The following is a 10,380-nucleotide window of genomic DNA, read 5'->3' on the forward strand; positions in this document are numbered from 1 at the left end:
CTGCCTGCGAATATTTCTATTTGTTCCAGAAAACCTCGGCTTTATTCAGGTCGTTCGAGTTGGTGCCGATGCCAATAACGAACTTACCCGCCTCCCAGACAGGCCGTAGCCGCGAATCGCAGAATTCAAGGTCCCTGGTTGTAATGCGGAAAGACACGGTTTTTGTCTCGCTCGCCCGCAGCCAGATTTTCTGAAACCCCTTCAGCATCCGGACCGGGCGCACAACGCTCGCCACGGGGTCGGTCAGGTACATCTGCACGACCTCCGCGCCGTCATGGCCTCCGGTATTGGTCACGGTGATCGAGACGGTCAAAACATCGTCGTCGCCCGTCAGGACCGTTTTGTCGGCTTCGACCGGGCCATAGGCAAAGCTGGTGTAGCTGAGGCCGAAGCCGAACGGGAACAACGGTTCGGAGGAGCCGTCCAGGTAACAGCGGGTGGTGTATTTACCGGGGTCTTTGTCGGGATTGCCGGGGCGGCCGGTGTTCGCGTGATAATAGGACAGCGGCACCTGCCCGACGTGACTGGGCCAAGTCGTCGAAAGCTTGCCGCTCGGATTGCGTTCGCCGAACAGAATATCGGCGATGGCGTTTCCGGCTTCCATGCCGCCGAACCACGAAACCAGAATGGCGGGGATGTGGTCCTTTTCCCAGGGAAGCGTCAAGGGCCGCCCGTTCATGGTGACCAACACGATCGGTTTTCCGGTCTTGGCCAGGGCCTTCAGCAAGCTGCGCTGAGTGTCGGGAATCCCGATATCCAGCCGCGAGGCCGATTCTCCCGACATTTCCGCCGCCTCGCCCAGCACGGCAACCACGACGTCGGACGCGTTTGCGGCGAGGATGGCCTCGGCGATCATCTCTTCAGGGTCGCGCGGATCGAGATCGACCTTGGGACCGGCGAAGTTGAGCAGGTCGACCATGCGACGGTCTTCGACGATATTGGCGCCCTTGGCGTATACCGTCTTAACTCCGGCGACGTTACGGATGCCGTCCAGAACCGAGACGGCAGTGTGGCTATCACCCTGGAAGCTCCAGGGGCCCAGGACGTTTTTCTGATCGTCCGCCAGCGGGCCAATGACGGCGACGGTGATCCCCGATTTCGGCAGCGGCAACAGGGCATTTTCGTTCTTGAGCAGGACACAGCAATCCCCGGCGACCTCGCGGGCGGTGCGGCGGTAGTCCGGGGCCAGAATGCTGTGCACCGCCTTCTTTTCGTCGAACCGGGCGAACGGGGCGTCGAAGAGGCCCAGCGCGTACTTTGCCTTCAGAACGGCTCGACAGGCGGACTCGATCTGCGACAGACCAATCCGGCCCGCCGCGAGCGCCTTCTCCAGCCTTGTGGCGAAGCCATGCCCCATCATGTCCATCTGCACTCCGGCCCGGAGCGCTCGTTCGGACAGGGTTTGCAACGGGTCGGCTTCGTCGATCTGTCCCTCTTCGTCGCCGATGCCGTGGGCGATCATTTCGGGAATGCCATTGAAATCGGAAACCTTGAGCACTCCGCTCAAGACCTGTTCCAGGCGTTCGCGGTCGGCATGGGACGGCACGCCGTTCAGCGCCGAGAAGGACATCATCGCCGATCCCGTTCCGGCCTCTACGGCTGCGAGGAAGGGCGGCAGGTAGATGTCCAGGAACCGGGTGTAGCTCATATCCGCGTTGTTGTAGTCCCGTCCGCCTTCTGCCGCGCCGTAACCGGCGAAATGCTTGACGCAGGCCATCACGCTGTCGGGACTGGACAGATCCTCGCCCTGAAGTCCCCGGATCATGGCGCGGGCGATTTCCGATCCCAAATGCGGATCTTCGCCCGACCCTTCGGCGATCCGGCCCCAGCGCGGGTCGCGCCCAATATCGACCATCGGCGAGAAAACCCAGTTGATGCCGCTGGCCGAGGCTTCGCGGGCGGCGATGCGCGCCGTGGTCTCGACATGGTCCATATCCCATGAACAGGACAGGCCCAGCGGAATCGGAAAGACCGTTTGGTGGCCGTGAATGACGTCGAAGGCGAGCAGGAGAGGGATGCCCAGCCGAGATTCGTGGACGGCGATCTCCTGGATCGCGCGCAACGGGGCCGGGCCGTTGATCCCGAAGGTGCAATCGATGAGGCCGCCGAGCAATCCACCGACCTCACCCTTGCGGATTTCGTCGGCCCGGCCCTGGTCGATGGGAATATTCGACGTCAACAGATTGAGCTGACCGATCTTTTCCTTAAGCGACATTTTTGACATGAGTTCGTCGATGAAGGTCGTCATCGACGCGCTGTCCTGAACCGCATGTCTGTCTTTCATCGCTTGCGCCTTTAAAACGTAGGAGTGACGGTTCTATCTCGATCTTCATGTCATGACGCGAGGCCGGGGGGTAACTCCCAGACACATGTGACCAGCGATTTGGCCGGGAGATCGACCGGATACGGCGCGGAGCCGTGCCCGGCATCGGACAGAGTAAGACGGCGGGGGGTATCGTCGGTATTGACGGCAATGACCACGATTTGCCCATCCGGAGTCAGAAAGGCCGCGTTGGGAAGGATCGCGTTCTGATCCGATTCGACCCGCCGCGATCCCGGTGGGATGAACTTGGCGGTGTGGGCGATCAGGTAATAGGCGACGTTGCGCGTCACGGTCTGACCGTCGAGCGTCAAGGCGCCCAGGCAATTCTTCTCGCCGCCCGGCGTGTGCGGATTACATGTCGGATCGGACGCCAGATTCCACTCCAGAACGATTTCGGCCCAGTTGCGCAAGGCCCCGACCAGCACCCGCTCGCTATGCCACATCAACGCTCCCTCGAACGAATCATGGACGCTGACCCATTGTTCGGTGAAGAGGCAGCTTTTGTCGGGATGGCGGTCGTGGATTTGTGTCATGGCGGAGATATCTCCACCATACAGATGGAAGGCCGCCCCACGTGTGTAGCGGTTGGCGGACGGATCAGCGAGAACCGCCAGTGGATAATCCGGCCGGTCGCAATTGTGATCGTGACAATAAATCTCGGTCTCTAACCCGGCTTGGCGCAGCGCGGGCCCCAGGAATTGGCCGATGAACTCCGCCATCTGTTCCGCGCCCATCACCATGCTGGGATCGTTTTTTTCATTGCCCGGTTCGTTCTGCACGGTGATCGCCCGGATATTGATGCCCTGCTCACGCATGGCGGCAAGGTATCGAACGAAATAGCGCGCATAGACATCGTGACATTCGGGCTTCAGTTCGCCACCGATGAAGCGTCCGTTGGTCTTCATCCATGCCGGTGCCGACCAGGGCGAGGCCATGATGAACAGGTCGGGATTGATCTTTACGATGTCCTGAAGGACGGGGACTAAATCGGGGTCACCGGCGAACAGGTCGAATTGTTCCAGGTTGGGATCGCGAGAGCCCTCCGGAAGATCATCATAGGAAAAGGCGCAAGGGCTGAGGTCAGAAGCGCCCATCGTCAGACGCAGGCAGCTTATTCCGATCCCTTCGGGCGAAAAGAGTTCCCGCAGCAAAGTCATCCTGAGGGCCGGTTCAAGGCGCGAAATCAAAAGGGCGCTGCCGCCAGTCAGGGAAAAGCCAAAGCCTCGCACCGGCTGATAGGCCTTGCCGGTATCAATCTTGATCGGGGTTGTCGGAAGGCTGGCGCTTCCGGGAACCGGGCCGCTTTGTTCGGACAGAAGAAATCGTCTGTCGCCGGAGGTGATCCAGGTGGTTAGCCGTTGGTCGGATCGCTGGATTTTAGCGGTGGACGATTTTTCGATCGGCACTGTGATCAAAACCTCGCAAGATCTTCCTGAATGATCAGATTATCCGGTTTTGATCGTCGAATATATTGGTTTTGCAGATGGTTGCGGCCGATCGGTTGCCTTCGCCTTGGCGCGAACGATACGGGTGGTGCGGCCATAGGGGATCAGTCGGTCGATGGACCCAGCCTCGACCGTGTCGGGATGCGGTGGCCAGACAAGCCATCCCCGACACGGCCATGGACCCAGCCAGATCGTCTAGCGGGCGGCCGGGATCACACCACAGGCCAGCCGCGCTCCGCCGCCGCCCAGCGGCAGCGGCTGGTCGGTGTAGCTGTCGCCGCCAGCATGGATTACCAGGGCGTGACCACGCAGGTCCGACAGCTTCAGATGCGGCGCCAGCAGCGGCGCCCCGCTGGTTCCGTCGGCGGCGACGACCAAAGCGGGCAGGTCGCCGCGATGGCCGCGGTCGAACGGCCCGCGATGGATTCCGGTCTTATCGGGGTCGAAATGTCCCCCCGCCCCCAGGCCCGCGACCGGCTTGCCATCTTGCTCTTTGGGAGCACAGGACGGGAATTCGTGCAGGTGGAAGCCGTGTGGACCCGGCGGCAGGCCGACGAGTTTGGGGGCCAGCACCAGTCCCTCGGGTCCGTCGCTGGCCTGGATCATTCCGATCGATTCGCCGATGCCGGTGGCATCGACCCGATTGACCGGAATGCTGAGGCTTTCCGCTTGGGCGGACCCGGCGGCCAGAAGAAGTCCAAACGCAAGGGCAGCGGATTTCATCATGTCGCGTCTCCCCGCAAAGCCCGCGAGAAGCGCGGGCGGCCTTGGACAGGTGTCGTCTTCGTCGCCGGTTTTCAATCCGCATTTTCCACGGGGGTTGGTTTCGGGTAGGATGCGCCTCTCTGCCGAAAGTATAGACCGGCACACGTCAGGGGAACACGCGATGACCACCAAAGATAATCTTGCCGAGGCGTTTGCGGGCGAAAGTCAAGCCAACCGTAAATATCTCGCTTATGGCGAAGCGGCCGCCAAGGATGGCTTTCCTCATGTGGCGAAGCTGTTCCGCGCCGTCGCGGCGGCCGAGACCGTCCACGCCCTGGCTCATTTCCGCGCGATGGGTGGGGTTAGTGCTACCGTCGAGAATCTGAAGGCGGCGATCGACGGTGAACGGCACGAGTTCGAGGAGATGTATCCCGGCTTTGTCGCCACCGCCGAGGCCGAGGGGGCCAAGGCGGCGACGATCTCGCTGAAGAACGCGATGGCGGTCGAGAAAATCCATCACGGCCTGTTTACCGAGGCGTTGAATGCCGTTTCGTCCGGGGCCGATCTGGCCGATGCGAAGATCTCGGTCTGCGCCCTGTGCGGCCATACCGTGATCGGCGATGTGCCCGATCACTGTCCGGTGTGCAAGGCCCGCGCCGAGAAGTTCACCGAAATCGTCTGATACCGGCCAACCCTCGATTTGGTCGGTTGGTACGAGCGACGGTGCGGACAACGGGGGATCAGCCGGTTCTGTTCCCCCGTTTCCAATACCGGATCAGGGTTGCCTGATCCGCCGCGAACAGATTGCGGTCGCATTTCTCGATCCCGGCAACCTGACGGGTGCGCGGTTTGAACGGTCCGCCGCTGGTGCCGTCACCGGCATATTGCCACAGCCGCCATCCCCGACCGACCCAGGCGCTGGGCAATTCCGGCTGGGCCCGGTAATCGGCCAGCCACAGATCGCAGGCGGCCAGCATCGAGCCGGGGCGGATCGCGCCCCCCAGGGTGCGGCCGCGTCCTCCCATCGCCTCGCCATCGGCCCAGGCGGGATGGATGTACAGGATCGGCAGCCGCCCGGTCGCCATCAGAACGGTGCGGACGAAATCCTCGGCGCGGACGATGTCCATCGAATTGGACTGATTGCGGTCGTTCAGTTCGAGATCGAGCGCCAGCAGGGTGTCGGACGAGGGCTGGGCCGCCGCCAGGAACGAGCGGGCCTGTTCGGCTCCGGGGCGCTCAAAGGTGCCGAAATGATAGGCTCCCCACAGCATTCCGGCGGCTTCGCAGGCGGCGCGGCGCTGGGCGTAGAGCGGATCGACCCAATCATAGCCTTCGGTGGCCTTGTGGATCACCCCCAGGATATTGCTGCTCGATCGGGCAAGGGCCAAGTTGCTGACCCGGTTGAAATGGCTGATGTCGATCACCGCATCGAGTCCGATCAGCGCCGGATCGTCAACATAAGCCGGAACCGCCGGTGGTCGGCGGCGGGGTTGCGGGACCAACTGGCCCTGATCGTCCGGTGCGCCGGGAATCGCGGATGCGGAGGAGGAGGGAGAACGCGCCAGACGCGGCGGCGAGGTACATCCCGCCACCGTGGCCGCCAATCCCATCAATGCCATCCGCCGAGAAACCGTCATGCCGCCTTTTCCTCCCTGCGCCGGTGCAGGCCAGCGGGAAAGTCGGCGCTTCGTCATCGGGAGGCAAGCCTAAAGCTCATGCCTTCCCGGCAGACCTCGGTCCCGTGATCGGAGGGGACGACGGGACCGAGACGGCGAGGCGGTTATTTTGTCGGCTGCGATTCCAAAATGAAGCGGCGGTTAATCGGCTGGGGCGGTCTGGCATTGTTGGGGAAGAGCTTGGCAAAAGCGTCGATCTGCGCCTGAGAGGCGGTGATCGATTGCTTGAACACCACCCAATGCACCACTTCAGAGCAAGGCGGCGTGGTCAGCGACCCTTCATAGCGGTAATAGGCGCGTTTGGCCGGAAGCAGCGCCGCCGGGTCGAGGCGAACGCCGGGCACTTCCTTGACCGGACCGGCTTCGGCGGGGGCTGCGGCCCAGACCGCCCCAATCAGCGGGTTGGCCTTGCCCGGGACCAGAGTCACCCCCAGCACCGTCAGTTTGCCCGACTCGGCTCCCTTATGCACCAGATGGACTTCGAGCGGGGCGGCCTTGCCGTTGATGGTGTGTTCGCTGGGGGTGTGGAAATGGTACTGGATCAGGTCGTAGCGCTCGCCCTCGAAGGTGATGAAATTGCCAGGGGCCTGATTGACCTGGATCGTGTGGCCGTTATTGAGCAGGGCAAGCGGCTGGGCTCGATAACTGATCTTGATCGGGGGCAATCGTGCCGGAAGGGCCGAGCGAATATCGACCGGCGACTGGTCCTTGCCGATGCCGCAGGCTTCGAAATTGGGGGAAAGCTGGCCCCATTCCGCCGGGCCGCCATGCCCTTCATAGCTCCAATGCGGGGCTTGGTCATCGGCCAGGGCGCGACCGGCGAATAGGCCAGCGGCAACGGCAAGCACGGTCAGGGAAACGCGGTTCAGAGACATGAGACCTCCGGGAATGCGGTGGTTGACTCGATCTCTGGTTACATATGCCGGGCGAACTATTTATCAATGAGCTAACGCCCTCAAGATGCAATCAAGCCGTGATTCAAAGCGTGATGGCTTAAACCGCCATCACGCTTTGAATGATTCATATAGTCCCCTCGCCGGGCGTGCCCTCCGGGCACTTGGCCGCGGCCGCAATGGCCGCAGTCGCATCGAGCGTCATGTGTGACGCTCGATGCTCTAAGCCCCCGTGGATGTGCGGTTGTGGAGATAGCGCCGCACCAGGAGGTGGATGACATAGATCGCCGCGGCAATGGCGAGGGCGACCAGGATACGGTGTTCCCAATATTGTAACCGGCCCAGCACCGCTTCGACCGCGTTGCCGCTGAGATAGCCGAGCGAGCCGACCGCGCCCGCCCACACCGCCGCCGAAATCAGATTGAGGGCGGCAAAGCGCAGCGCCGAAATCGACGACAGACCGAGCGCGACGGTGCTGACCGAGCGCACCCCATACAGAAAGCGGAACGACAGGACGAACCACGTGCCCCAGCGGTCGAGCATCCGTGTCACCCGCTCGATCGCCGGAACCTTGCCGGGATGGGCGTCGAGCCAGCGCCGTCCGAACCGCCGCCCGAACCAGAACCACACTTGATCGCCGCAGAATGAACCGGCAAAGGCGCAGGCGATCACCAGATCGAGCCGCAACACGCCTTGATGCGCGGCAAAGCCGCCCAGGACCAGCACGGTTTCGCCCTCGAAGAAGGTGCCGATCACGATCGCCAAATAGCCCCATTGGCCGATCAGGTCTTCCATAATTGTTTCACCTTTTGGGGGTTGAGGTGTTGGTTCGGAGTCATAAGGCCGAAGTCCGGGTCTGCCGAGGAAAAAGAAGATGCCTCGTCCGGCGGCTCGGGCAATGATGCGGGGATCGCCCTTTCTCGCTCTGGGACATCGTTCGAATGAGGCCTCACGTTAAAATCGCCACGCCCTGCTACGGCGGATTGGTCACTCACCTTTATATGTTGTCGGTGATCCGCCTGCTGCGCGAAGGACCAGAGCTTGGTTTCGATGTCAGCCTGTCGCTGTTGGGCGGCGATGCGCTGGTGTCGCGGGCGCGGGCGACGCTGGTGGCGGCGTTCATGGACGCGCCCGAGGCGACCCATCTGCTGTTCGTCGATGCCGACATCTCGTTCGAGCCGGATCAGGTCCGCCGTCTGCTCGATGCCGACAAGGAATTCTGCGGCGCGTTCTATCCGGTCAAGACAGTCGATTGGGCGCAGTTGCCCCAACGTTGCGTCGAGGGCGGCGAGCCGTTGCAGACGGCCGGGCTGTCCTATGTCGGCACCCTGTGCCAGGGCGAGGATTTGCGTCGCGACGGCCGCTTCGCCACCGCGATCTATGCCGGGGGCGGATTCCAGATGGTTCGCCGAGGCGCAATCGAGCGGATGTTTGCCGCCTATCCCGCCACCCGGTTCCGCGCCACCCACACCTATCCGGCTCCAGCGACGGCCAGCCCCCACCTTTATGCTCTGTTCGAAAGCCTGATCGATCCGGTCAACGGGGCCTATGTCAGCGAGGATTACGCCTTCTGTCGCCGCTGGCGCGATCTGGGCGGCGAGATCTGGCTCGATCTCGACAGCCGCCTGACCCATACCGGGCCGCAAAGCTTTGCCGGAGATTTCGCCGTTCGCGCCGCCGCGACCATGCCGTCCGAGGGGTAGGGGCCGCTGCGTTCTTTGGCAGGGTGCAGAAAACCCCGGATCGGGCGCTCTTCGGGGGCTTTTGCCTCCGAACGGGTCTGGGCGCTCTTCGCGCGCCGCGGCGTTTTTCCGCAGCTCTCAGACCGAGCGGAGATGGGCCAGCAATGCGCGGATTTGGTCGAGCCGGTCGACGATGGCGACGATGCCCAGGGTTTCCTCGACCTGGGCGCGTTCGGCCATCAGGCGCAGGCGTTCGTCGCCGTCGGCTTTGTGCCAAAGCTGGTTCATCTGCTCTTCATACTCGGCGAAGGCGTGGAGGGCCTCGTCGAGGCGGCAATCCAGCGAGTCCTTCTCGGCCAGCAGGGCGTCGACCGAGGCCAGAATATCGGGCGTGCTCATGGCTGAAGGACCGTCGCGACGGAACAGATGGGGGCGGTGACGGCGGACACTTCTCGCAGCGATTCGGCGTGCATGCGTCTCCCTTTCGTCGTTTTGTCCTGCTCGCGCCGGGTCAGAGAAGCGTACCGCCCGGCGCGAAAGACTGCCAACAAAAAGATCAGTGTCGTGTCGCCGCAATGATGTTAACGGACTGTAAATGCGGCGTCCGGTTCTATTCGAGACGGCCCAGCGCCCGGGCCAGGACCAGATACAACTTGCCGACTTCGGACGAAGTAAAGGTTCCGGTCAGCACATCCATATGGTCGGAATTCCGCGCCTGATTGAGCAGGGCCTCGAATTCGGCCAGATAGCGGGTGGCATAGTCGCGGAATTCGCCATCCTCTTCAAAGCGCGTGCGGATCGAGGCGATCTGATGGCGGTCGAGATTCTTGAGGATCTTACGGACGAAGATGCTCTGGTCACCGGCATGGAAGTCGCGCCACGCCTTCTCGTCGATATTGGCGTTGAAGATACGGGCGATATCGACCGACAGCGATTGCAGCTTCTCGACGATGAAGGCGGCGCTTTGCAGGAAGTTCTCGACCGAGGCCAGCGCCCGCTTTTCTTCCAGTTGCTGGGTGCGGATTTCGGCCAGCTTCGAGGCGCTGACCAATTGCTCGATCTGGCGCGAGAAGCCGGTGGTGAAGGATTCGGCCTGCTGGGCCAGCCGGTCGCCGGTAATGCCCAGATCGTTCGATTTGGTCCGCACCATCTCGAACGAGGCTTCCAGCTTGGCCCCGGTGCGGTCGGTGGTTTCCTGAAGCTCGACGGCATGGCGGCGCAACCCATCTCCGGCGGCGCGGACCTGTCCGGTGATCCGCTCGGCGGCGGCGGTCAATTCGCGGATGCCCGCCCGCAGCATGTCGCCAGCGGTGGTGACCTGGATCGCGGTCTTGTTCGAGCCTTCCTCGAAATCGCGGCTGATGGCGCGGAGCGCATCGCCTGCGGTCTGGGATTGGGCGAACACCTGCTGGGCCGCTTCGCCCAGTTCGACCGCGTTCTGCTGGATCGCCGCCCCAAAGGCGCGCAGCACCTCGGTTGAATCGTCGGCAACGCGGGACAAGGCCTGACTTTGCACCTTGACCGCTTCGGCGACACCGCTGACCGAGGCTTCGGCCTGATCGGCGGTGGCAACCACCTGTTCGGTCTGGCGGCGCAGGACGTCGCCCGCACCCCGCAGGCGCTGCCCCAGCGCCTCGGTGGTCTGGGTCAGCACCT

9 protein-coding genes and 1 pseudogene are annotated in these 10,380 nt (G+C 62.8%); 2 read left to right on the top strand and 8 right to left on the bottom strand.

The window, feature by feature from the left end; translation table 11 throughout:
- Nucleotides 1-16: 16 nt before the first annotated feature.
- The 3 genes from bglX to sodC all read right to left on the bottom strand — a co-directional run bounded on the left by bglX (nucleotide 17) and on the right by sodC (nucleotide 4,494).
- Nucleotides 17-2,284, bottom strand: a complete 2,268-nt coding sequence (gene bglX / locus K678_RS10650; RefSeq protein ID WP_021132454.1) for a beta-glucosidase BglX — start codon at nucleotides 2,282-2,284, stop codon at nucleotides 17-19.
- Between the two features lie 50 nt (nucleotides 2,285-2,334).
- A complete protein-coding gene (locus tag K678_RS10655; RefSeq protein ID WP_021132455.1) occupies nucleotides 2,335-3,729 on the bottom strand; it encodes a glycoside hydrolase family 30 protein in 1,395 nt (464 codons plus the stop codon).
- Nucleotides 3,730-3,963: 234 nt separating this feature from the next.
- Nucleotides 3,964-4,494, bottom strand: coding sequence for a superoxide dismutase family protein (gene sodC / locus K678_RS10660; RefSeq protein WP_021132456.1), 531 nt, complete (start codon nucleotides 4,492-4,494; stop codon nucleotides 3,964-3,966).
- Between the two features lie 160 nt (nucleotides 4,495-4,654).
- Here sodC and K678_RS10665 point away from each other — a divergent pair, with 160 nt between their 5' ends.
- The gene (locus tag K678_RS10665; protein ID WP_021132457.1) at nucleotides 4,655-5,155 is read left to right on the top strand and encodes a rubrerythrin family protein; all 501 of its coding nucleotides are present in this window, start codon (nucleotides 4,655-4,657) and stop codon (nucleotides 5,153-5,155) included.
- Nucleotides 5,156-5,213: 58 nt separating this feature from the next.
- Here the strand turns inward: K678_RS10665 and K678_RS10670 are convergent, their stop codons facing one another.
- The 3 genes from K678_RS10670 to K678_RS10680 form a co-directional block, all read right to left on the bottom strand.
- Nucleotides 5,214-6,110: a glycoside hydrolase family 25 protein gene (locus K678_RS10670; protein ID WP_021132458.1), complete on the bottom strand. Its 897-nt coding sequence runs from the start codon at nucleotides 6,108-6,110 to the stop codon at nucleotides 5,214-5,216.
- 143 nt (nucleotides 6,111-6,253) lie between these two features.
- On the bottom strand, nucleotides 6,254-7,024 hold the full coding sequence (locus tag K678_RS10675) for a carbonic anhydrase (protein ID WP_021132459.1): 771 nt from the start codon (nucleotides 7,022-7,024) through the stop codon (nucleotides 6,254-6,256).
- 240 nt (nucleotides 7,025-7,264) lie between these two features.
- Nucleotides 7,265-7,837 (bottom strand): DedA family protein, encoded by a 573-nt coding sequence (locus tag K678_RS10680; RefSeq protein ID WP_021132460.1) that lies wholly within the window; start codon nucleotides 7,835-7,837, stop codon nucleotides 7,265-7,267.
- Between the two features lie 146 nt (nucleotides 7,838-7,983).
- On the opposite strand from K678_RS10680, the gene K678_RS10685 reads away from it, so the two are divergent.
- Nucleotides 7,984-8,745, top strand: coding sequence for a hypothetical protein (locus K678_RS10685; RefSeq protein WP_039852784.1), 762 nt, complete (start codon nucleotides 7,984-7,986; stop codon nucleotides 8,743-8,745).
- Nucleotides 8,746-8,862: 117 nt separating this feature from the next.
- Here K678_RS10685 and K678_RS10690 read toward each other — a convergent pair whose 3' ends face one another.
- On the bottom strand, nucleotides 8,863-9,123 hold the full coding sequence (locus tag K678_RS10690) for a hypothetical protein (protein ID WP_021132462.1): 261 nt from the start codon (nucleotides 9,121-9,123) through the stop codon (nucleotides 8,863-8,865).
- Nucleotides 9,124-9,334: 211 nt separating this feature from the next.
- A pseudogene (locus K678_RS10695) lies at nucleotides 9,335-10,380 on the bottom strand (hypothetical protein); the annotation flags it as partial.

The organism is Magnetospirillum fulvum MGU-K5, from assembly GCF_000442515.1.
GTDB lineage: Bacteria > Pseudomonadota > Alphaproteobacteria > Rhodospirillales > Magnetospirillaceae > Phaeospirillum > Phaeospirillum fulvum_B.